This is a genomic window from Patescibacteria group bacterium (assembly GCA_041650895.1).
Classification (GTDB): domain Bacteria; phylum Patescibacteriota; class Patescibacteriia; order 2-01-FULL-39-33; family 2-01-FULL-39-33; genus CAISTG01.
Map to the genome: position 1 here is coordinate 226,257 of JBAZKF010000001.1, position 22,794 is coordinate 249,050.

A 22,794-nucleotide genomic window follows, 5' to 3' on the forward strand; every position below is an offset into this window, starting at 1 on the left:
GTCAATCCCTGTAAACAAAAACTCCCACCCAGAATAAGGCGGGAGTTTTATAGAATTACTTTAAATAAAAATTAATCAGGTTTCTGCGAACTGGCGGTCAAGGTGCCAACAGCATTGCCGTGGTCATAATAACCCTCTCTGAAGCCAGCTTGGATAATCGCGGGAACGGCTGAGCCGTAAAGCGCGGTCTGAGCGGCTGAATCAGCCAATTGGTAAAGATTGCCTCTCGTAGCAACGGCATAAATTATCGGACTGTTATCAAACTTAATCAAACTGCCCGGTTTGGCGATTAGATTTCCACCAGTAGGAATAGCATCAAATTCCGCTTGAGAAACTAGGATAAGGGTAGCAAAGTTATTGGCGCTATCACCGGCGTCGGAGCTCCAAGTCGTATAGGTGGCACGATTAACGAATAAATATTTCTTGCCATCAACAACATAATAAACAGCCGGACGGTCACTGGCATTGACTTTTATGATTGAACCAGGGGTATTACTGACGACGACTGACGCCGGAGCGGCGGGAGCGGCGGGAGTAGCCGGGGTTTCAACTTCGGGCGTGGCCGGAGTGGCGGGGGTGGCTGGTACGGCGGGAGTAGCTGGCGTAGAATTTTCAGTACCACTACCACAAGTAACCGTAGCAATCCCGGTGTCAGACCAGTCGGTAACCTCCCCTTCCGCATTTTTACCCTTAACTCTAAAACTATAAGACGTATTACATGATAAACCGGTGGAAGACCATACTAATCCGGCAGTCCAACCGGAATTGGTTCCTGCGGTAATATTCTCCGCATAATAACTGGTTGCGCCCACATCGGACCACGATACTGCAATTATGGATGGGCCGGTGACATTAGCGGTGGGGGCGGTTGTAGGAGCCGTAGCCAATGTATAACCATTAACAGAAACATAAGTTGAGGTCGCTACACCATCTCCGGCAGCCACCCTAAACCAATATTGGGTATTGGCAGTTAAGCCGGACCAAGTGGAACTGGCATTATTGCCAAGACCGCTTCCCGCCGGAGTAGATGTTGCCTGAGTGGATGTAACAAATGTTACACCATCGGTTGAAGTGGCAAGAATATAAACCGTGGAGCTATCAGCTGTTCCTCCCGACCAACTGAAAGTCAAATAATTGGTTGAGGTGACAGAAATGTATAGACCGGTCGGAACCGGAGGCGCCGTCGCCGACGCATCATTGGCCATAAAACCAATGGCGAAAACAACCGCGATTAGCACGGCTGATGTTCTAGCCAGCATTAAAAACCGGCTGATTTTTATACCTTCCATATTTTTATCTTTTACTTTCGCCAAATAGCGAAAGTTTATAAATGTAAATTGCAGATCTATATAAAGAATAGCACTTTTAAACTAAGAATAAAAGACCACTGTGGATAACTTTAGATAAACAAAATTATTAATTTACCCTAAATTTACTGCTTTTTCTTGTCTTCTAAATATCTAATATAATCATTAAGTGTGTCCGTCCACTCAGAGTGAAGCTGGATCATTTCCCTGGCATAATCCATGGCCCGGTCATATTCTCCGCGGAATTCATAAATAGACGCCAAAGATATCCTGGTCGGTAGATAATCCAGATCAGCCGGAATAGCCAAATCACGAACCACCCTCTCAGCTTCGGCTACATTGCCAATATTAAAATAATACTGCCCTAAACGACGATAACCGTCGGGAGTGATGTTCTTAATGGTGACCAAAAACTCCTGGATATACTTGTCCATTTCCACCAAATCTTTCTTTTGCGATAAAATATTAATCAAATTAAGATACTGATCTTCATCCCAATTATTGACGGACAGAGAAATCTTTAAGTTTTCTATAGCTTGGTCAAGATCACCTTCCAAATAATAGCCTTGGGCCAAAATATTGTAAATTTCCTTCTTTTGCGACGAGTCGCCAAGAGCGCCTTTCATAATCTCAATTGATTCACCGGTATAAAAGGAATTCTCTTGGGCATAACTTTGATAAAGCAGAGACAAAAATACTTTGGCTTGGACATTATGCGGATCGGTTTTCAAATAATCCAAAAGAGCCTTTTCAGAAAGCTCAAAATATTCTTTCTTTTTGATTGAATCAAATTCGCTTGACTCATTAATTTGGCGATCCAATTCCGAGAGTTGCAAAACTAATTCACGATTGCCGTAAGTGTCCAAGGCGATGGCCCTGTTCAGATAATCAATCGCCTTCTCCGGCGAGACATCGGCGTAGGCTGTTGACCAGGCGCCTAAATATCCGGCGTAAGCCGGCTTTAAGGCCGTAAAATAACCAATCAAAACCAAAATAAATATTATTATTCCGGCGACGGCAAAATCATACTTAATCAAAAATTTTGGCAAATCATTCTCGCTGGCCTCTTTCTTAGCCCAATGGCCAGCAAAAGCCAAAATCGCCAAAAGCGGCAGCCAGGTGCCGATAGTGTCAAAGTTAAAAAGATTGCTGATTAAAAAACCGGCTAAGGAGCTAATAATGACGGCGGACAAATAATAATTATTTTTTAAATTCTTAAACAACAGCCAACCCGCCAAGCCAAAAATGAATAAATATGACAGCAAACCGATAATACCGCTAGTCAACAAAATGTCAAAAACAAAATTATGAGCGCGGTCAAACCACATTTCCGATATCCTGGGGTCGTAATGCTTGTTAATGCCATAAATAGCGTTCTCCGGCCCATAACCCAAAATAGGTCGACCCAAAAACGCTTGCCAAGAAACCTGCCAAACATGCAAACGATTAGCAGTACTGATATCGCTAGTAGAAATCTGAGCGAAGCGATATAAAAACGGCGTGCCCTTAACCCAATTAGCATCCCTCTGCTGATAAACAACGCCGGCAAACAAAATTAGGACTATCAGTCCGGCCAATAGCCCGTATTTTATCCTCTTCTCCGCCCTGATAAACACGAAAATACCTAAAATCAACAAGCCGAAAGCTAACCCCAAGATACCTGCCCTGGCGGCGTTTAGAAGCAGTACGGCTATATTTATAATCAAAATTGCCCCATAAGCAACTTGCCAATTTTTATTTTTTTCCAAGTAAAACAAAATCAAACCCAAGAAAATATTAAGCATCAAATAGGCGCCCAAAAAATCAATATTGCCCAAAGTAGCGCCATTATGCGGCCAAGTAGCCGGAAAATCGGGATTAAATCTAACAACCAAAGCGTAAACCGCTACAACCGCCGAACAAATCAGTGATGAACGTAAAAACTTCAACCAATCACTCTTGGTTTCCAAGACATTAATAATCGCCCAGAAAAACAGAGTCAAAAAAAATAAAGTAAACCAACCGCCCATGCGTTCAAAACTGCCAAAGAATGCCAAACGAGGATTGATAGCCAAAACAGAGGCGACCAAATTAACCAACAAAAAAATCAGCCAGGCCAGAAAGATCTTATGATTCAAAAAATTAATTTTCTTTTTTTGCATAATATAAATAGCCAGCAAACCAGTCAGAACCGTCATCGCTAAGCGAAAAAAGAAATTTTTAGGAGCGATATAAGGAAAAATTGCTTGATTATAAAAGACCAACGGCGTCCAAAGAGTGACCAGCAATCCCCAAAGCAAAATATTCTTTGTAATCTTTTGCCAGTCCATATTATTTTAATTCAATAGTCTGTTCCAACTGCTGTTCTTGCTGTTCCATTTTACTGCCAAGAACCTTTTCATATTCACGCTTAATCTCCTCATACTTAATAGCATCCTTTTTCTGTGTCTCTAAATAAACCAGATAATAATTCAATAATAACCGGTCATCGTCGGAATTTTTCCAACCCAATTCATAAATATCCTGGGTTTTCTCCGGCGCCTTGGAATACTTGAAATACAAATCGGCCAGCTTGGTATAAATCATGGCGTCCTTAGGATAAAGATTGATGGTATCGTAAAATTTTACAGCGGCGCTCTGCGGCAATTCCATCAGAATATACAAATCACCCAGATTCATATTGGCGCGATAATTATCAGGAAACGCCTCTATGGCTTTAAGATATGTTTGTTCCGCTTCGTCGTATTGGCCTAAAATCGCCTGGCTATTGGCTATAATTAGATAATCCCAGGACAAATCGGAGTTTTCTGAACTGGACGGCTGACCATCAACAATGGCTTGCCGAGATTTGGCGATTAAGGCATTATAACGATCGGTAATCTCTTGAGGTGGCACCACGCCGGAAGCAGATTTTCTTTCCCGATTAACAAAATCATTCTTGATTTCCTCCAAATTCAAACCAGACTGGCTGGGTTGATCCCCTGTTTTTGAATTGAATAGGCTATCGCGATTAGTAACAACATAATAACCGCCGACCAAAATCAAAATTACTAAAACTGTGGCAATAACTTTAATGATTGTTTTTGAGTTGGACATAAAAAATTTAATAATATTTATAATCTGAGTTCCCGCCTATGCAAGAATGACAGATGAAAAAAATTGAGACAATATTACGGCTTTATTATAGCAAATAACAACAACAAAAACAATACCGCCTGCCCCGAGGGGCAGGCGGTATTTTATGTCAGATTGCCTGACTGATAACTCTTAACTTAACAGATAGAAACTATCTGGATAAGGTCTGAGAATCAGACGGCAAGGTCTTAACATAGTTGGAATCGCACCAATCATCGGAAGTGGCAGTATGGACGCCATCATCAGACGAACCGGAACGATCGGACCAGCGGAGCATTGTTTCTGCCGCAAAATAATTGCTATAAGCAGTGCTTGTTCCAGCAGTATCCGGGGTGCCAGTAATCTTAGTCGTAACGGAAGTATTAGCGGCAGAACCGGTAATATCAGCCTTTAAGACGTAAGCCTGGGAAGTACCCTTAGAAATGGTTTGCTCTATGTCGGTCACTAAGCTAACAGTCTTACCGGCAACAGGGCTCAAACCAGTGGCATTCAACTTAGTAGAATCGCCATCCTTATACAAGTAAATAGTGCTATCGGTAATATCGATATCAGTACTGGTAGTATAAGAGAAGTAAATTCCTCTCCAAGTAACATCGCCGGCAGCGTCAGCTGCGATGCTGAATCTCGCGAGAGTCACAGTACCATCAGCTAAAACAGTTGAAGGCAAGGAAATTAGAGAAACAGTCGGCTTGGTTCTTCTGACAATCATCTGGTTGCCAGTAACACCGGAAGAACCGGTATAGGCATAAATGACAGAACCAGTTGACTTGCTGACCGCCGAGAAGGTGGTAGCAGTGCCATCAGACGGGTTCAAATTCAAACGGATGATATCGCCAGATTTGGCACCGGTAGCATCAGCCACCATAGCCTTAATGGTAACAGTCGCACCAACACCATTCGGCACCCAGATGCTTAAGTTATTAAACAGTGCCAATCCGGCAGCGCTCAAGTAACCAGAAGCAGTCTTGGTTTCACCAGCCTCATTCTTATATTCCAAAACAACTGCGCCGATAGATCTAACAGCAGTAGTGTTGGTAGAAGAAACGGTCAAGTTAGTAATGGTGTAAGAATCATTAGCGGCCAACATAGTGAAGGCGCTAACAGCAGTGGTGGCACCAGCCACGATAATGACGGAATCCGGTTTGGAACCATTAGTATCCAAAGTCAGAGAGCCGGCACCAATAGTAATCGCTTGCAAGCTATGGCCGACACCGGTGGCAGAAGTGTTGGTGTTCGGCGTAGTACCGTCGGAATCAACACTTAAGGTTAAGGTCTGGGCATTCAAGTTGGAAGCGATATCAGCATAGATATCAACGATTTTGGTCTCGCCTTGCGCTAAATTCAATTTACCATTAACCGAAATGGTAGTGGTAGCATTGCTGGCGGAGAAGGCAGACTTAGAACCGATGATAGTTGAACCAACCTTCAAATTCATGTTAGACATGGCGCCGGAAGTGGCTCCATAAACATAAATGTTATCAATATTGACACCTTCGCTGGCCGAAGCGGCGATAGAGAAGGAACCAATTTTAGCTTGAGAGGTCGGGGATGGCATGGTCTGATTGCCATAAGCGGCATATTTGGCCATGGTAATGGAAGAAACAGCGCCAACAGTCAAAGTGTTACCATCTTGAGAAGCCAAGGTAACGGCGGTCAAAGAGATAACGCCCTGGGCATCAGAGGAAGATGCGGCGACCTTAACGGTACCGGTAGTAATAGCAGTACCATCAGTAGTCTTAACATCAGCATAGATGTCCATTAACTTAGAAGTTCCGGCAGGAACAATAAAGCTAGAGCCGAAAGTGAAGTTAACGGTGGTGGAAGCAGTCAAGTTCTTGGTAGAACCAACCTGCACGCCATCATAATAAATTTTACCATTCTGCAAACCGGCTCCGTTGCCGGTAGCGGTTCCCAAAACATTCATGCTCTTAATTTTGACATCTTCTCCGGTGGCGGTAAGTTTGTAGGTAGCCAACTTAACGTTGGTGGAGTTACCAGCAATAGTACCGGAAGGAGAAGTGGCATCCTTAGCTAAAGTCAGAGTACCAGAATTGATGGTGTAGCAATAAGTGCTAGCCGCGCTGGTAACAGCGCTCCAAGTGGTAACTCCGCTCTTAAAGGATTGGGTATAAACGCCATATCCTTTGTCCTTAACAACGATATCAGAGGCGTATTGAATGGAGAACTTGAAAGTTCTGGTAGAACCCTTGACAATATCAGCTCTGATAGACAAAGTCTTGGAATTGCCTTTGGCAATCTGGAAAGGAGCGGCAGATAAATCAAAATAAACTTCCATATTGTCGTTGAAGCTGGCAGTAGCCAAAGTGGTTCCGCCATAATTCAACTTGATGTTCTGTAAATCGTCCTTACCGATTGAACCGATTTCAGTGAGTCTTAAGCCTTCCAACTGCATATCCTGATCAGTGGCAGTCAAGATGACTTTATAAACCTCAAAATCAGTTTCGTTGGAGTTGACGGTAGAAGCGGCAGTCGGAACATCACCGGAACTAATGACCACATAGCCCATGTCAGTGACAGAGGCAGTGCTCATCAAATTACCGGTCAAAGGAGTGCCGGAAACAGAGGTGGCGTTGGAAGTAACACCGGTCAAATTAAAGCCGATGCTCTTACCAGCTCCGGTAGCAATAGTGGTATCAACTTTCAACCAAATAGTTTTGGTCTGACCGGCCGGAATAGTAACAATTCCACTGGCATAATTGAAAGTCAAGACTTTGGAAGCAATAGAACCGCCCTCAACCAACTTGGTGTTGCCTTCAAAAAGGTAAGAATTTGAGACGTCGGTGTCATTGGAAATTCCGGTGCGAGTGAACTGCATGCCGGTGACCTTGACATCGCCGGCAGATGAAGCAGTCAAATTGACAGCAATCATCGGCACTAAGGATTGGCTGGTATTAACCGTATCAGACACGATAGTGGCTGAAACTGGGTTGTTGGCGGCTAAGGATACGCCCAAGGCGCCCAAAGTCACAATGGGGGCGGAAGCTCCGGAAACAACTGCAGAAACAGCGGCTTCCTTGATGGTCAAAGCGGAACCGGTAGCATAGCCACTGACGTCGCTGACAGTCTTGACCCAGCTGGATTTCATATTGTTGGCAGTAAAGCCATCGGAAGAAACCAAGCGCTTCATTCCACCTTCAATGTAATAAACTGAGGCATCGCCGGAGGTCTTGATTAAAGAACCATCGGGATACTTAGAAGTAGCGGTCAGGTCGCAAGAGGCATCCTTAGTATAGTTGGCCTCAAAAGAGGACTGGATAATGATAGGAGCGGCAGAACCGTATAAAGCGGTCTGGGCGGCGCTATCAACCAACTTGCACAGTTTAGCTCCAGGAGTGACAGCATAAACTAAACCCGAGTTATCGAATTTGATTAAGCTGACGCCAGATCTGGCAGTGACATTGCCACCTAATGGCAAAGCGTCAAACTCAGATTGGGAAACAACCTTTAGACCGGCAAAGTTATTGTTAGCATCGCCAACATCATTAGCCCAAGTCGTATAGGTTACACGGTTGACAAAAAGATACTTTTGGCCACCCGTGACGTAGTACACAGCCGGATAAGTAGCGGTCTTGATCAGATCGCCGTTAGCTGGAGTATAAGCGGCAGCGGCCGGTAAAACGGCGCTGATACCCATAGACCAAGCAATAGTGGCTACGACTACAGAATAAGTTAAAAACTTTTTCATAGTTTGTGTTAATAGTTAGATTAAAACTTCATCAGTTCAAGGCGGAACACTGGGGATTATCCGTTGAGATTGAAAACAGCAACCGATGTAAAGACGCGAGATTGTCGCATCTCCGCTGGCGACAAGCGCCTTAGGAGCCGCCGCAATCGCGGCGTCTCTACAGGCAGCTTTTTCCAGCAACGGATTAAACCGATAATTTTATAAGCTGGGCGGTTGCCTCAACGACCTTTGCCGATAAAATTATGGAATCCCGAAGGCCGAAACCTTTGCGACAGCAAAGTTAGCCCTCAAACCCCTTAAAGTTTTAATTGTAAATTCTCGTACGCTTATTGCGGACAAGGCAGATGTTTCGCTAAAGGCGAAGCGTCTGCTCTGGACGCAACGTTTTAATTTTCTTAATTTTCAATTACCTGACCGCCGAAGTCGTGGTAACAGCCGGGATAGTGGAACTGGTTGTCTCGGTTTTGATCTTATCGCTAATCAGTGGCGCCTTTTCTAAGGCGTCAGCGGCAATATTCTTGCTTTCTACTATCTTTTGCAAAGCGGAAATGACGTCATTCTTATCCAACATCTGCTTGGCCTGTTCAATCACCTCTTGAGCCTGCTTGGGTTTTTCGGTCACATCCTGAACCGCGGCTTTCAGGGTGGTAGTAGTATTGGCTTCGGTACTGGAAACACCACTGATTCTATTAGTGCCATCACTGGATAAAACAACTAAATTAAGAATGGCCGGGGTGCCGGTAGCCATTTTATTAACTTCGCCAGCGGCAACTTCCACCGCAGCTTCGGTATTCCTGATTCTTTCTTGCACGCGAGCGGCGATTTCCTTAGTGGGAACAGCTTGATTATTGTCCTTAACTTGTTTTTCTTCGGATTTGGCCACCATCATTAAAAGCGCCTTAGTGCCGGCTTCTTCGGTGGTAGCTATCGCTTCCTTGACATCTTTAGCTACATCTTTCTTTACCTCCGTGGACAAGACAGTATGCGCATCAACAATATCTTTCTCCACTTTCAGGGTTTTATCATCAACAACCTTAGCAGTGCTGATAACAGAAGTAGCTGAAGAAGAAATGGCTATTTTTTCCACTTTATCTTGAATATCCTTAACATCCTCGGTAATCTGCTTAACTGTTTGGGAAATTTTGGCGGATTTGGCTTTAGCATCTTCCGGCTGACGGGCAATTTGTTGCAATTCATCGCCGCGGCGAGAGACAAAGTCCAGCTGTAACTTGACTTTGGCCTCATTGCCGATAGCCGCAACTAACTGGATTTTTTCACCAAAAACCTTAACGGGGTACAAAGCTTCGCCGGGCAAAGACGCCTTGGCGGCTAAAGTGAAAGCGGAATAAGTAAAAAAAGTGCTAACCACTAATAAAGCGATTAAGGCCGGCCGTAAAAGCTTCTGTTGCAAGGTGGAGGAAAAAAATTCGGCATAATATTTGATTGTAGAATATTCCACAGACTTGCCCTGCGGATTAATCTGATGCATCAAAATCTCACGGCTATCGGAAATCCAAGAAGCCTCGGGCCGTCCTACGGCTTCGAGGTTCTTAATTTTATTCAATTGTTTGATGAGATTTTTGTGGGACACACTATTGTTTAAGCGTTGACTTAATGGCATTGAGCGCCCGATAGAGCAGAACCCGTATTGAACCGGGAGATTTATCTAAAATTTTGGAAATTTCCTTAATGGACAATTCATCTAAGTATCTCAGGACGATAACTTCGCGATATTCATCCTTGAGCTTTTTTAAGGTCGCCAGCACCTCGGCCAGTTCCGCATCTTTGATTTTTTGAATCAAAATGTCGCTTTCATCATCAATAATAGTAATGTGCTCATCAGCGACTTTTTCTTCGTTCTCGTCGCGACGGGCGCGCGCGCGGTAGAAATCCACTACGCAGTTGCGCGCAATCATGTAGGTCAGGGCGTTCAAATTATGAATCGGCTTACCATCCTTGATGTACTGCCAAAGTTTCAGAAAAACTTCAGAAGTCAGGTCTTTAGCATCATCAACTGAACTGACCTTAAAATAAATAAACCGATAAATTCGTTCAACATAAAGGTTGTAAAACCTGCCATAGGCCTCGTGATCCTTGTTCTTCACCCGTAAAAACAATATTTTGTCAGCAATGGGGTTCTTCATCTTATTAGACGTAAAAAATGGCTAAGTGTTACACTTAAATCTGTTAATTTAATATAAATACTAATTTATTTGTTTAATTTTAGCCAAATTTAAATAAATAAACAAAAACTTTACGAAGCAAAACATAAATTTTTACCTCAGTGATAGCCGAACACTAAAAACTCGCGATTTCAATTAAATCGCTTATTTTAGCTATTTTACTATTTTATTTGACTTACCCTGACCGCTAAGTTGAGTAAGAATGCATAAATTATAGCACCATTTAACCTAACCTGGCAAGTAGGTAGAAAGACTTCTAACTATTTTTTATTATAATGTTATCCACAGGTGATCCCGGTAATGACTTAAACTAAACCAAGATTAAGCCAATCATTTGGTTCTTTTGACATTAGTCCCCCGCCATGGTAAGATTTGTCCAGACATGTCCGGACAATAAACCACAAAAAAAGGTCCACAAAAATAAGAATAAACAATAGTAATTTGCTAAATTTACATAATTTATGGCGGAAAAAGCGCCGGTAAGGGTAACGATATCCCAAGCAGCCAATTTATTTGGCGTCAATGAAAAAACCGTTCGCCGCGCCATCGCCAATAGCGAGGTGCTTTATATAGTTGTTCGCGGCGTATATAAGATCAATTTTGAATCCTTGCTAAAATGGTCGCAAAGTCGGCCCAAACTTCAACATAAACTAGAAAACGACGGTATCGGCCAATTTGTCGGACAATGGAGAATAAAAAATAAGCTTTACTCCCCTAACCCGGAAAACTTAGCCAAAAAAAAGAGCGGGGAATCACTTGACAACACCCAGCCCAATACTATATAATACAGCTACAAATAAAGCTCCCCCGAATGGGGGTTTTAAATTACAAAAATTATGTCTTTCACCGAAAATACAGCTAAATATTTGAAAGATTCCTATGCCGAGATGAAAAATGTCACTTGGCCGACCAAAAAAGAAATAAAACAGCACACTATTCTGGTGATTGGGATTTCTCTGGCCGTAGCCCTGTTTTTGGGCCTGGTGGATTTTCTTCTGACAGTAGGACTGGAAAATCTGATTAATTTTGTTAAATAATTCACTAAATAGCACATTAAGTCAGTAAAGTCCGAGTCTGTAAAGCCCTATGAGGTTATTGAGATTACTACGAATCAATACCACTAACTTTGGGCTTTCTGCTTATAACTTTACAAATTAAATTTATGGCCAAACAAACATTGCAACTTGGCAGACGCTGGTATGTCATCCACACCTACTCCGGTCTGGAGGAAGCCGTGGAGCACAACCTCAAACAGCGTATTGAATCCATGGACATGGAAGACAAAATCTTCAATGTCATAATCCCCAAAGAGAAAAAAATCCGCATCAAAAACGGCAAAAGAAAAATCGTGGAAGAAAAAATCTACCCCGGCTACGTGCTGGTGGAGATGATTGTTACCGATGATTCCTGGTATGTGGTGCGCAACACGCCGCACGTTACCGGCTTTGTCGGCTCCGGCAACACCCCGACTCCCGTCTCCGAAGAGGAAGTCAAGTCCCTGCAGAAACGCATGGGTGTTAACGAACCGGAATTCCAAATTGATATCGCCGCCGGCGACCCGGTCAGAATTGTGGACGGACCATTCAAGAATATGGAAGGAAAAGTTGAGGAAATAGACGAGACCAGAGGCAAGATCAAAGTCATGATCAATATGTTCGGACGCGAAACGCCGGTAGAATTGGACTTTTTGCAAATTAAGAAAATTTAATAATTAATATAAATAAACGATACTCTTGCAAGAGGCGACTCTCGTCCGACTCGGGTTGGACAAGCAAAGGGGTCTAGTTCGCGACTTAATCGCGAGCTTTACGAACTTAAATTTATGGCTAAAAAGATCAAGACAATCATCAAACTGCAAATCCCCGGCGGGGCAGCCAATCCAGCGCCTCCGGTCGGCCCGGCTTTGGGCCAGCACGGCCTTAATATCGCCGAATTCTGCCAAAGATTCAACGCGGCCAGCCAAGATCGCCAAGGTGAAATCACTCCGGTAGAAATCACGGTTTATGAAGACCGCTCCTATGATTTCATCCTGAAAATCGCTCCAGCTTCCGCTTTAATCAAAAAAGCCATCGGCCTGGAAAAAGGTTCCGGCAAATCCCTTAAGGAGAAAGTCGGCAAAATCACCAAAAAACAAATCCGCGAAGTGGCCGAAAAGAAACTGCCTGATTTAAATACTACCAGTGTTGAAGCTGCCATGAAAACCATTGAAGGCACCTGCAAACAAATGGGCGTGGAAGTCGTAGATTAAAACCGATAATTTCCAGTCAAAAATAATAACTAAATAAGTGGGAGAGCAATGTTTGCTCGTTAGAACCACAAAATAAAATTATGAAAAAAGTAGATCACAAGCCATCCAAAAGATTTTTGGCGGCTAAGGAACTGGTAGACACCAAAAAGTCCTACCCCATCAGCGAAGCCGTTGAGTTGGCCAAAAAAACCTCAACCGTCAAATTTGACGCGTCAGTGGAAGTCCATGTCAACCTGGGAATCAACCCCAAAAAAACCGAACAGCAGGTCAGAAGTTCAGCCGCTCTGCCTAACGGCACCGGCAAATCAATTAAAGTGGCTGTTATTTCCACTAACGGCGATCAAATCAAAGCTGCCAAAACTTCCGGAGCCGACCTGTCCGGCGATCAAGATCTGGTTAACGAAATCAAAACCGGAAAAATCAACTTTGATGTTCTGGTGGCTACACCTGAAGCCATGAAACTTTTGGCACCGATCGCTAAAATTCTTGGACCCAAGGGCCTGATGCCTAATCCTAAGGATGGCACCGTTACCAATAATGTGGCCGAAGCTGTAATCAACTTGAAAAAGGGCAAGGTTACTTTCAAAAACGACGACAGCGGCAACATTCATGTGGCTATCGGCCGTTCCTCGTTTGAAACCGCTCAGCTGGCAGAAAACTATCAGGCCTTCATAGACGCCCTTAGTAAAGCCAAACCCGCCGCCGCCAAAGGCACTTTTATCAAAAGCGTGACTCTTTCCACAGCTATGGGCCCCGGCATCAAGGTTAATTTACAATAAACAAATTGCGCGACCAAAAACCGATATATAATATAAAAACCGCTTTTTAAAGCGGTTTTTATATTCAACGGCCAAACTATTGACAAATTATAATTAATTTGCTAATATATTAAGTTAGTTAATAGAACGTTAACAATTCAACCAACAACAGACGAAAGGGTAAAAAGTTGAATAGACATTGGCAATCCATACTGGCGGTTATTTCCGGATCTTTCCTGGGCGCGCTTTTGGCGCTGGAAATCAATTCCCGGCTGGCTATCGGCTTTGCGCTTTGGCCACTGGGCATTATTGTCGGCGGACTGCTGTCTTACCTGATCTCCGACTTGCCGGCCTTGGCTGAGGGCTTGCGGTTGGCGCGGAGAAATACCGGAGCTTATTTTTCGACACGCAAAAAACGGACTAAAATCATTTTTCAAATATTGCTTTACATGCTAAGCCTGTCATTCAGCCTGGCTACAATCGCCTTTGTCTTTTTTAATCTTCTCAACTTATGTATTATTCTGCCATTTTCCTATTTCTCAAAAACGATGCCGATACCAGAATCTGAAATATTTTTGTTGTCTATCGTTATAACGGCATTCGTAAATTTAATGTTTTTTTCAGGGCTGAATTTTTTCTTCAGCAAAGAACCTTCGCCTGAAAATGTGCTATTAGGCATTAAAGGCTTTCATAAGAAGGCCAATCTATTGCATCTGGTTAGAAACTTGCCGCGCCTGATCCCCAACATACTGCGCGAGATAGCCTATTCGCTGGTTGTTCTGGCGACTCTGGCGAAAAAAATCATCGTTTTGTCGTTTCTTTACATCCACACCAGAAACCGGGTCCTGTGTCTGGTAGACTCCGCCATTGGCGCCACCGCCGGCTTTGTCCTGGGCAGTCCCGCTATCGGCGCCATGGCCGGCTTGGCGATTTATGAGTTCAATCGCCAGATTGTCGCTCACCGCTGGCTCAGATTGGAAATCCGGTAACGCCTTGCTCTTTTTCTCCTCCTCGAAATGTTCGGGGAGTTTTTTGTTCAAAAAGTAACCCTCTTGACAAACTCAATAACTGGCGCTATAATAAGCCAACAAGTTAACTGGAAATTTAAAACCGAAACGACAAGGAGAGAAACAATGGCGGACGAGGCAAATGAAGAAAAAGAACCTTATGTTCCGTCGTGGAATCATTTCGGCTTCCGATTCTGCGTCAACCCAAATTTTATGCCCAGAGACTACCGAGTGTATTGCGAAAGAATCGCCAGAATCTTGACCGCCGACGGCCAACTATTTGAGAACTTAACGGAAGGAAAATTCCAAATCGGGACCGGCAACGATTATTGGATTAGACGGGGCAAACTGTATAACGAGCTGGTCGTCAGTTGCCGCTATCCCGATCAGAAAAAAATGGAAATCCTTCTGAAGGCGATTCTTCTTTTGTTGAATCTTGAGCCATACAACCAGATTGAAATCTGACAAAGGATACCACCGGCACACTCCCCGATTTTTAATCGGGGGTTTTATTTTTCAAAAAAATCAGGGAGTTGCGGGAAAAGCGATCTTTCTGCTAAAATAACAAATATATCATGGCCATGGCTGACTTGACTATCAATTAATGAATAATAAAACGAATCCGCATAACAATTAACTATGCCAAAACAAAAAACCGCTAAAATCGTGCTGGGACTGATTGGAGAAATCGCCGCCGGCAAAGACACCGTAGCCGACTACTTGAAAAAAAATTACCATTCCCAAACAGTCAGCTTTTCCCAGCCATTGCGCGATATTCTGAATCGGCTATACCTGCCGATAAATCGAAAAAACATGGACGACTTGGGCATAAGCTTACGACAAGCCTTCGGCCAGGATCTGCTTTCGCGCGTTATTTACGCTGAGGTCAAACAAACTAAATCAAAATTGGTGGTTCTGCCCAATATCCGCCTGGAATCAGATATGGTTTATCTCAAAACCCTGCCGGAATTCTATTTGGTCAGCGTTGACTGCGATACCAAAACCCGCTTCGCCCGTTTAAAAAAACGCCGGCAGAACGCCGACGACAGAACCAAAACCTGGCGGCAATTCCTTAGCGACTCGCGGGTTCCGCTTCAACAGCAAATCAGGCGAATCGCCAAACGGGCAAAATTCCAGCTTGACAACAACGGCACCAAGCAAGAACTATTCCGACAGATTGAACAGCTGATGAAAGACATCAAAAAATAAGGAGCATCATCGCCATCACTGATGATTTTGACTTAACCTTATTTATGTGCTAAATTTATCCAACAATTTAGCACTTTAACAACGCGACTTTAACCGCAAAACTAAGGCAAAATCGTCCTGATTAATAACTTGGACGAAACCGGAAAGGAAAAATATGATTATTTCTTTTGAGGGCATTGAGTGCGCCGGCAAGGGCGTACAAATTAAAAAAACCGCCGCTTATTTGCGTGACCTTGGTTTGAATTTGGCAATTATGCGCGAACCGGGTGGCACACTTTACGGCGAGGCTATTCGGAAACTATTGAAGAATCCAAAAGAAACCATCCATGCCATTAACCAGGAATTTGCCGACCATGCCGATTACACTGCAGACACCGCCCCGGCGAAAAACCAAGATTTTTCCCGCACCATGGCTTGCGAACTGTTTTTATTTTTGGCCAGTCGGGCCGAATTTATGGCAAAAGCCGTCAAACCGGCTCTAGTAGAAGGCAAAATAGTCTTATGCGATCGCTTAGGCGATTCCTCTGTCGCCTATCAAGGCGGCGGGCATGCCAATGGCGATCCAGCGACAGTCAAATTCATTTCCGACGCCAACCGCTTTGCCCTGCAAGGCGCTAATCCCGACCTGACATTATTCATTGATATTCCAATTGAAACGATGGAAGAACGACTGGCTAAAGAGCATCCCGACAAACTGGCCTTTTTTGAACGGAAATACGGAAAGGATTTTTTTGAACGAGTCAGGAATATGTACGGACAAATCGCCCGGCAAGAACCCGAACGGATCAAAGTAATTGACGGCACCGGCACCAAAGAAGAAGTGTTTGAACGGATAAAACAACAATTGGCTGCCTTAATCGGCAAAAACCAAGGAGCATAAAAATGAAAAACACGGTTGAACTCTTAGCCGTAAAAACCGCCGGACCGGAAATACTGGATGCGACCGGACAACCGATTGACCAACTGAAGTTGGTAGAACTGGCCGGCCGAACCTGCTACAAATCGCAAGCTAAGATTACCGCCGACTCTGCCCAACGCTTTGTGGGCGCCTTGATCAAAAGCGGCCATGAGGCCATGATAGAATTCTCTTGGCTGACTTTCAAATTCCACCAAAAGAACTTACCCAATCTCCAACGATGGCTGATTGATGTCCTCAAGTCAAATGCTCATGTTATTGTGACGGGAGCAGAAGAATCATTTTTAATCAGCGGTAATTTCCGATCATTCCGTGACATCTTCCGATCCATTCCTTTGAGTTTGGATTATAATGAGAACTCAATTATTTATTTGTTTCTGGCTAAGCACTATCCGAAAATTATTGAGGGCTGGATAGCGGCTGAAGCCAAGGAGCTTTACCCCAGCCAACAGGAACATGATTATTGGTATGAGAGTTGTGCCGAAGACGGCTTCTATAATCTTTCCGGAGTTGCTCTGACTGATGAGGAAAAAATCAAACATTACTGGGCGGCCGCCCGCTTTGTCGGCTCCCGCGCCTTTACCCATCAGCTTGTCCGCCATCGTCGCTCGTCCTTCGCGCAAGAATCGCAACGTTATTGCGATGAGAGAGGCTTTATTGAAAACGAATATTTCATCGTACCGCCATCCATCGAAGAAGCTAAGTTGGCTGAGCTGTATCTGTCGCAATTAAAAGAAAGCAATTCCATGTACCAAAAACTGCTTAATCTAATGGAACAAACCGGATTAACGGGCAAAAAACTCAAAGAAGACGCCCGCTTTATGTTGCCCAACGCCGTAGCTTCGGAAATCTGCATGGCTGGAAATTTGGAGCAATGGTTTCGGGTGTTCAAATTGCGTTTGGACTCCCATGCCCAATGGGAAATCCGTGGCGTGATAGGAGAATTCCAGAAACAATTATTTGCGGCCATACCCGAAGCCCAAAACCTATATGAAAAATTCTTAGGATAATCAGCACTTTAACCAACCGTCGATCGCCATCGACGGTTTTTTAGACACAAAAAAACCCAGCTATTGGGCCTGTTAAAGAATCCTCTTGGGGTTTTTTTAGACGCTATCTTCAACTGTCTTCGATTAATTTCAGGACTTTAGGACCGACAATAACTTTTCTTTTAATCATAATCAATGATTAGTTAAATTTTAAAAAAAATCCGGTTTTATGCCTTTTTAGATAAACTGACAATAATAAATCCTATTCCAGACAAAATAGAAGCAATATCATAAGCTAAAACTGTCCCATCATCAATAATATTTAGCAGTCCATTTAATAACAACAGGATGCCGATAATTATTAATGTAATTTTTATTGTCTTGCTCATAATAATATGTTAAATTATTTTTTAAAGTTAAAGACCGAATTTCGCTGAATGTATCGGCATCATCCGAAGTTGCTTAGTAATTTGGGTGTAACGAAGCGGAACCGGATATGCCGTGTTAGGCGACCCGCAGGGCTTGCGTATTTTTGAAAGATTTATCCTTATTATTAGTTTTTTGGTGGGCTTTTTATTATTGTATTTGATTTTTTTGTTTTGAAAAATGGAAGAGGGGCTGGGAGTGAATTACATCTTTCAAAACTCCTTATCATTCTGGCCATACTAAACCATCTGCCGGTTCATCAGGATAATAATCTTCCTTATCATATGATTCATTCATTTTTATGCTGTCGTATTCACTGAGTAAATCTCTAAAATTTTTCCAAAATTCTTGTAAAACATCAAAAGCTCTTTCGTTTTCCAATAAGGAAACCCGGCATGAAAAAGTACGCACATCTTTAGGTTCAGTATTTTCATCGCCATAAATTGTACCCTCTCGTGAATGTACTTTTTCAAATAAAACTACTTCCTTTTTAAAAAATCCGTTTGTTTTATTGACTGATTTCAACAACACATCTTCTAAGAATTGTACAATTTCATTATTTTCTACTTCGGAAACTTTCTCCCGTGGCGCAGAAAATGTTAGAGATGGATTTTTTGGGCGCTTATTTTCCTTAAATTCCGGGAGAACGGCTTTGTATGCAATTGAACCATCTTGCTTTACGTGTCCAGAACAGGAGTCTATGGTTATTATATCCGTATTTGGAAACTTTGTTTGCATTATTCTGTTAAGTCTCTTGAGTATATTCTGGATGGGCTTATCCGCACCTTGAATTTCTTCCCATATCCCTCTCTCTTCAGGAGTAATTGGCTGAAGAATTTCCTCTGGCGCTTCTTCATTTTTATAAGCAAATTTGTATTCCATGTTCATATAATTTATATTAGTTTTTCTGCTCCCTAAAAATAGAAAAACCCATTATTACCCTCTCTAATTAATTAAAAAAATAAAATTTTCTGTCCCTGTTTATCTCACAAAACTCTAAATTTTCACCAAGATAAAAAATTTATTTCGTTGGATGAATGAGCCGCGCTTATACAATGTGCCCGAGCCGCGCGAGCGAGCGAAGGGCATTTTGTATAAGCGTTGTTCGGCGATGTCGCAAAGCGACGAGACAACAACGCTGTAAGCGCGGCTCATTCAGCGACGAGCGAAGCGATGTCGCTGAAAACATATCGGTTTAGGCGCAGTTGCGTCAACTCATTTTGTAGAACAAGACAGAAGCCGAACAAATCATACGAGCCTAGAAGCAATTGCGCTTAAACCGTGTTAGGTGACGTAATAATAATTTGTTATTCAATTATACCTGCCGCTTTTAATCCTTCTAAAAGTTGTTGGTAGTCTTCTGGGGGCCATTCCCCTTCTTTTTCTCCCTTAGCGCATGCTTCGATGGTGTCTATTATTTTTTGAAAAGTTTCAGCATCTACTATGTGTTTACTTTTTAATTTTCTAAAATGGTCGACTGATTTTCTAATTTTATCATCTAATGGTCTTGTTTCAAGCCCACTTTTGTTTTCCATAGGTATAAAATTACTAATTAATTAGTTATATCACCTAATGAGCCGCGCGAGCGAGCGAAGGGCATTTTGTATAAGCGTTGTTCGGCGATGTCGCAAAGCGACGAGACGACAACGCTGTAAGCGCGGCTCATTCAGCGACGAGCGAAGCGATGTCGCTGAACGCTTGCGTGTATCTGAAGTTTTTATCCCGACTTTAACGGAATAATTTTGATTATCAGGTATACGCTTTTAATACCAACTCCACCCAAACCCTCATCTTGATAAGGGATAAAAATTTGGGCGGAGGAAAATTGGCATTCCTTAAGGATTTAATTAACGCCAATTTTCCGTAACCAGATACACACTGTTATGTGACGTAGCCAGAAAGTTCTTCTTCCTTAATGTATTTTTTTGGCAATTTATTTCTTAGAGTCGTGACTGCTAATCTGACCCCAGGTAGCGTCTTCTGGTAAGCCACGCTCAGAAGCTTGTCTCTTGCGAGCAGCTTCTGAATCTACATCTCTAATCTGATCCCAGGTAGCGTCTTCTGGTAAGCCATGCTCAGAAGCTTGTCTCTTGCGAGCAGCTTCTGAATCTACATCTCTAATCTGATCCCAGGTAGCGTCTTCTGGTAAGCCATGCTCAGAAGCTTGTCTCTTGCGAGCAGCTTCTGAATCTAAACTTGGTCCTTTTTCAATCATAGTAATGTTGGTTAAATATTTAACTGTTTATATTATACATAAGTTATGCCGACCGCCGAAATAAATTACCAAAAAAACTTAAAAAATAATAAAGAAATTTCTGGCTATTTCACATAACAGGTTATAAACCAACTTTTTGATTATTTACTTAAAAAAAGCTAAAATAAATTAATAAACTTTAATCCATAAGAGGGGTATGGAAACAAATCAACACTATCCTAGTCAGGATCCGCTTGTAAAGTTGCGTCAAGAAATGAAATTGCGTAATTTTAGCCATAAAACGATAAAAAGTTATCTCTATTATATCACTGACTTCTTAAATAAGTCAAAAAAACAAATCAGGCAGATAAACAGCTCAGATATAAGGGAATATTTGGAAAACATGTCTGATTCCGGAATTTCAGCCTCAACCATGAATTGTGCTTATAGCGCCTTAAAAATGTATTTTGAAAAAATCATGTTTCGGAAATTTTTTGTTGCCATTCCTCGTGCCAAAAAAGAAAAACATTTGCCAGAGGTTTTAAGCAGGACTGAGATCCTTAAAATGTTAAATTCCCTAAGCAACCCCAAACATCACTGCATCGTCGCCCTACTATACGGTTCCGGCCTAAGGGTGGGAGAAGTAGTCAGAATTAGAATAAAAGATATTGATTTAGAGAGAATGAGCCTGCGGATATACCAAGGCAAGGGCAAGAAGGATCGTTATACGGTTTTACCGGAATCATTAAAAAGCATTTTATCTGCGCAATGCAAAATAAAACTTTCTACTGACTTTTTATTCACTAATGGCCGAGGCAGTCATCTGACTGAAGCCAGCATACAAAAAATAGTAGATCAATCGGCTAAAAAGGCGGGAATAAACAGGAAAATATCGCCACACACTCTAAGGCATTCGTTCGCTACCCATTTACTAGAAAATGGCACCGATATAAGATATATCCAAGAGTTGCTCGGTCATTCCAACATAAAAACCACGCAGATTTATACTCATGTTGCCAGATCAATGATAAGCAACATTAAAAGTCCCCTCTGAGCATGATCAGACTTGATCAGACTTGATTTTTTCGGCTAAAAACCGTATGATACAAGAAATAAAACCATTAACTTCCGTCTTTAATTATGACTAAATACGTACCGGTCATCGGCATGGAAATCCACGCCGAACTCAACACCAAAACCAAGATGTTCTGCACCTGCGCCAATGGCTATAAGTTGCAGGATAGACCCAACGAAAACATTTGCCCCATTTGCCTGGGACATCCGGGTATGTTGCCGGTAGCCAACCATCAAGCCATTGATTGGACGATTTTGGTCGGCCTGGCTTTGAATTGCAAAATCAATAATTTCACCAAGTTTGACCGCAAAAACTATTTTTATCCGGACCTGCCTAAGGGCTACCAAATCTCCCAATACGATCTGCCCCTGACTTATGATGGCCACTTGCAGGTCGGCAATAAAGAAGTTTCTATTGTGCGCATCCACTTAGAGGAAGACACGGGCAAACTCTCCCACACCTCTTCCGGCACCTTGGTTGATTTGTCGCGCGCCGGCACTCCCCTGATTGAACTGGTCACCGGACCGGTCATTGATAGTGCCAAGGAGGCCAAGGAATTCTGCCAACTCTACCAGCAAATCTTGCGTTACTTGGAAATCTCCGAGGCGGAGATGGAAAAAGGCCAAATGCGCTGTGAAGCCAACGTATCACTGCAGGAAGACGGCAAATTTGAAATCATCAATAATGAAGTCAAACCACTGCTGGATTACCAACTGAATCCCAAAGTGGAACTCAAAAATATCAACTCCTTCCGCTCACTGGAACGGGCGATTGAATTTGAAATCCGCCGCCAGACCAAAGCGATTGACGCCGGCGAAAAACTGGTGCAAGAGACCCGCGGTTGGGACGAGGCCAAACAAGAGACTTTCAGCCAGCGAGTCAAGGAAACCGCGGCCGACTACCGCTATTTCCCCGAACCGGATCTGCCGCCGCTACAAATCAGCGAAGACAAAATTTCCCTGTTGCGCGCCACCTTGCCGGAATTGCCTCAAGCCAAACTCAAGCGTTTCGTGGCCGAATACCAATTTGATCCGGAAGTTGCCGGCATTATTATCGCCGACAAAACCTTGGCCGCCTACACCGAAAAAGTCATTTCGGAAATGATTGAATGGCTGGATAGCGTGCCAGAAGTTGAGGGCACAGCTGAAGAAATCAGGGAACGCGAAGGCAAAAAAATCTCCAAGTTAGTGGGCAATTGGCTGGTTACTCACTTGTTCAAACATCTTAATGAACACAAAACCGCCATCAAGGACTGCAAAATTACGCCGGAAAACTTCGCCGAATTCCTGTCCCTGATTTATATTTCTAAAGTCAATAATCTGGCCGCCCAACAAATATTGGAAGAAATGTTCGCTACAGGCAAAGATCCGTCGGATATTATGGAAGAAAAAAACTTAGGCCAAATGGAAGACGCCGGGGAAATTGAAACGATCGTAGAAAAAATTATCGCCGGCAATCCCAAGGCGGTAGAAGATTTTAAAGCGGGCAAAGAAGCCTCTTTCAAATTCTTAGTCGGCCAAGTGATGCGCGAAGCCAAAGGCAAGGCCAACCCGGCGATAATTAACAAATTATTGCTGAATAAGCTGTCCTAAAACCTAAAATCCAGAGGAATCTGAATATAGATTAATTTGAATTAATAATTCGTTCCGCCAGCTGACGGAT

22 protein-coding genes are annotated in these 22,794 nt (G+C 43.0%); 12 read left to right on the forward strand and 10 right to left on the reverse strand.

What is annotated here, in order from left to right:
• Positions 1-71: 71 nt before the first annotated feature.
• The 6 genes from WC473_01145 to WC473_01170 form a co-directional block, all read right to left on the reverse strand.
• Complete coding sequence (locus WC473_01145) at positions 72-1,289, reverse strand: hypothetical protein (protein ID MFA5124419.1); 1,218 nt, start codon at positions 1,287-1,289, stop codon at positions 72-74.
• Between the two features lie 143 nt (positions 1,290-1,432).
• Entirely contained in the window at positions 1,433-3,616 is a 2,184-nt protein-coding gene (locus WC473_01150; protein MFA5124420.1) for an O-antigen ligase family protein, read from the reverse strand.
• A 1-nt stretch (position 3,617) separates the two neighbouring features.
• Complete coding sequence (locus WC473_01155; protein MFA5124421.1) at positions 3,618-4,382, reverse strand: tetratricopeptide repeat protein; 765 nt, start codon at positions 4,380-4,382, stop codon at positions 3,618-3,620.
• A gap of 190 nt (positions 4,383-4,572) precedes the next feature.
• Positions 4,573-8,127 carry a hypothetical protein gene (locus tag WC473_01160; GenBank protein ID MFA5124422.1) on the reverse strand — a complete coding sequence of 1,185 codons (3,555 nt, stop codon included), beginning with the start codon at positions 8,125-8,127 and terminating at the stop codon, positions 4,573-4,575.
• A gap of 406 nt (positions 8,128-8,533) precedes the next feature.
• Complete coding sequence (locus tag WC473_01165; protein MFA5124423.1) at positions 8,534-9,718, reverse strand: DUF5667 domain-containing protein; 1,185 nt, start codon at positions 9,716-9,718, stop codon at positions 8,534-8,536.
• Position 9,719: 1 nt separating this feature from the next.
• The gene (locus WC473_01170) at positions 9,720-10,271 is read right to left on the reverse strand and encodes an RNA polymerase sigma factor (GenBank protein MFA5124424.1); all 552 of its coding nucleotides are present in this window, start codon (positions 10,269-10,271) and stop codon (positions 9,720-9,722) included.
• Positions 10,272-10,771: 500 nt separating this feature from the next.
• Between WC473_01170 and WC473_01175 the strand changes: the two genes are divergently transcribed.
• The 10 genes from WC473_01175 (at position 10,772) to thyX (ending at position 17,458) form a co-directional block, all read left to right on the forward strand.
• Positions 10,772-11,095, forward strand: a complete 324-nt coding sequence (locus WC473_01175; protein MFA5124425.1) for a helix-turn-helix domain-containing protein — start codon at positions 10,772-10,774, stop codon at positions 11,093-11,095.
• Between the two features lie 51 nt (positions 11,096-11,146).
• Positions 11,147-11,347: a preprotein translocase subunit SecE gene (secE, locus tag WC473_01180; GenBank protein MFA5124426.1), complete on the forward strand. Its 201-nt coding sequence runs from the start codon at positions 11,147-11,149 to the stop codon at positions 11,345-11,347.
• 125 nt (positions 11,348-11,472) lie between these two features.
• Positions 11,473-12,018, forward strand: coding sequence for a transcription termination/antitermination protein NusG (gene nusG, locus WC473_01185; protein ID MFA5124427.1), 546 nt, complete (start codon positions 11,473-11,475; stop codon positions 12,016-12,018).
• A gap of 114 nt (positions 12,019-12,132) precedes the next feature.
• Positions 12,133-12,558: a 50S ribosomal protein L11 gene (gene rplK / locus WC473_01190; GenBank protein ID MFA5124428.1), complete on the forward strand. Its 426-nt coding sequence runs from the start codon at positions 12,133-12,135 to the stop codon at positions 12,556-12,558.
• Positions 12,559-12,638: 80 nt separating this feature from the next.
• Positions 12,639-13,337: a 50S ribosomal protein L1 gene (rplA, locus tag WC473_01195; protein ID MFA5124429.1), complete on the forward strand. Its 699-nt coding sequence runs from the start codon at positions 12,639-12,641 to the stop codon at positions 13,335-13,337.
• A gap of 167 nt (positions 13,338-13,504) precedes the next feature.
• The gene (locus WC473_01200; GenBank protein MFA5124430.1) at positions 13,505-14,305 is read left to right on the forward strand and encodes a hypothetical protein; all 801 of its coding nucleotides are present in this window, start codon (positions 13,505-13,507) and stop codon (positions 14,303-14,305) included.
• Between the two features lie 144 nt (positions 14,306-14,449).
• Positions 14,450-14,788, forward strand: coding sequence for a hypothetical protein (locus WC473_01205; protein ID MFA5124431.1), 339 nt, complete (start codon positions 14,450-14,452; stop codon positions 14,786-14,788).
• 174 nt (positions 14,789-14,962) lie between these two features.
• The gene (locus tag WC473_01210) at positions 14,963-15,532 is read left to right on the forward strand and encodes an AAA family ATPase (protein MFA5124432.1); all 570 of its coding nucleotides are present in this window, start codon (positions 14,963-14,965) and stop codon (positions 15,530-15,532) included.
• A gap of 154 nt (positions 15,533-15,686) precedes the next feature.
• The gene (gene tmk / locus WC473_01215; protein ID MFA5124433.1) at positions 15,687-16,412 is read left to right on the forward strand and encodes a dTMP kinase; all 726 of its coding nucleotides are present in this window, start codon (positions 15,687-15,689) and stop codon (positions 16,410-16,412) included.
• Between the two features lie 2 nt (positions 16,413-16,414).
• Entirely contained in the window at positions 16,415-17,458 is a 1,044-nt protein-coding gene (gene thyX, locus WC473_01220) for an FAD-dependent thymidylate synthase (GenBank protein MFA5124434.1), read from the forward strand.
• Between the two features lie 206 nt (positions 17,459-17,664).
• Here the strand turns inward: thyX and WC473_01225 are convergent, their stop codons facing one another.
• The 4 genes from WC473_01225 to WC473_01240 all read right to left on the reverse strand — a co-directional run bounded on the left by WC473_01225 (position 17,665) and on the right by WC473_01240 (position 20,078).
• On the reverse strand, positions 17,665-17,826 hold the full coding sequence (locus WC473_01225) for a hypothetical protein (GenBank protein ID MFA5124435.1): 162 nt from the start codon (positions 17,824-17,826) through the stop codon (positions 17,665-17,667).
• 262 nt (positions 17,827-18,088) lie between these two features.
• Positions 18,089-18,751 (reverse strand): hypothetical protein, encoded by a 663-nt coding sequence (locus WC473_01230; protein MFA5124436.1) that lies wholly within the window; start codon positions 18,749-18,751, stop codon positions 18,089-18,091.
• A 419-nt stretch (positions 18,752-19,170) separates the two neighbouring features.
• Positions 19,171-19,398 (reverse strand): hypothetical protein, encoded by a 228-nt coding sequence (locus WC473_01235; protein ID MFA5124437.1) that lies wholly within the window; start codon positions 19,396-19,398, stop codon positions 19,171-19,173.
• Between the two features lie 398 nt (positions 19,399-19,796).
• Positions 19,797-20,078 (reverse strand): hypothetical protein, encoded by a 282-nt coding sequence (locus WC473_01240; GenBank protein MFA5124438.1) that lies wholly within the window; start codon positions 20,076-20,078, stop codon positions 19,797-19,799.
• Between the two features lie 196 nt (positions 20,079-20,274).
• On the opposite strand from WC473_01240, the gene xerA reads away from it, so the two are divergent.
• The gene (xerA, locus tag WC473_01245; protein MFA5124439.1) at positions 20,275-21,111 is read left to right on the forward strand and encodes a site-specific tyrosine recombinase/integron integrase; all 837 of its coding nucleotides are present in this window, start codon (positions 20,275-20,277) and stop codon (positions 21,109-21,111) included.
• 86 nt (positions 21,112-21,197) lie between these two features.
• Positions 21,198-22,724 carry an Asp-tRNA(Asn)/Glu-tRNA(Gln) amidotransferase subunit GatB gene (gene gatB / locus WC473_01250; protein ID MFA5124440.1) on the forward strand — a complete coding sequence of 509 codons (1,527 nt, stop codon included), beginning with the start codon at positions 21,198-21,200 and terminating at the stop codon, positions 22,722-22,724.
• Positions 22,725-22,794 lie beyond the last annotated feature (70 nt).